General features: G+C 33.6%; 1 protein-coding gene. It reads left to right on the forward strand.

Translation table 11 applies throughout. The annotated features are described in order from the left end of the window. Positions 1–144 precede the first annotated feature (144 nt). Positions 145–387 (forward strand): hypothetical protein, encoded by a 243-nt coding sequence (locus LUA84_RS03850; RefSeq protein ID WP_231434519.1) that lies wholly within the window; start codon positions 145–147, stop codon positions 385–387. The last annotated feature ends 282 nt before the right edge of the window (positions 388–669 follow it).

Raw genomic sequence — 669 nt, forward strand, 5'->3', positions numbered from 1 at the left:
CTCCAAATAATGAAAATATTCCAGAAATACCTTAAATCGTTGAAGAAGCCTGGTATCATACTCAAAGTGCAGATGCAAATACTATATCCTTATTTGGAAATACANNTAGTCAGGTAGATGTAACTAATATAGGAGGTACAGACGGTGGTTCCACACCAGCATACTAGTTCATCTACATTTGTACAATTTAAATATTATGGTGGACAACCATATGTTATGTTAAAATCTGCAGTAACAGATCAATATTTAAGTTATACATCTTTCCCAACATCTGGTGGAACTGTTTATTCATATTTAATAGTTAATTCTACATATGCACAAACAGGATATTATATTTATAATTCTAATCAAGTATGGGCTCCTTTAACACCTATTAGATACATATAATATAAATTATATTTGTAGTACATATTATAATTTAATTATAATCCTTTCCAATAAGGTACATTAGAAATTGGTGCAGGAACTGGTGGAGCTGCTTCATACCAATATGAAGAATGGGTTGTTGCTAGAGCATATCCTCCAAATGGTGTAATGCCTTCAANTTATAAATGGTTAAAAATATAAATGATAAAGAATTTTTATGGTCCGGGTAGCCTAGTGGTAANGCGTCGGCCTGTCAACCCGAAGATCGCGGGTTCGAATCCCGCCCNNGACCCTAATGAGTTT

It is taken from the genome of Candidatus Nanopusillus massiliensis, from assembly GCF_920984865.1.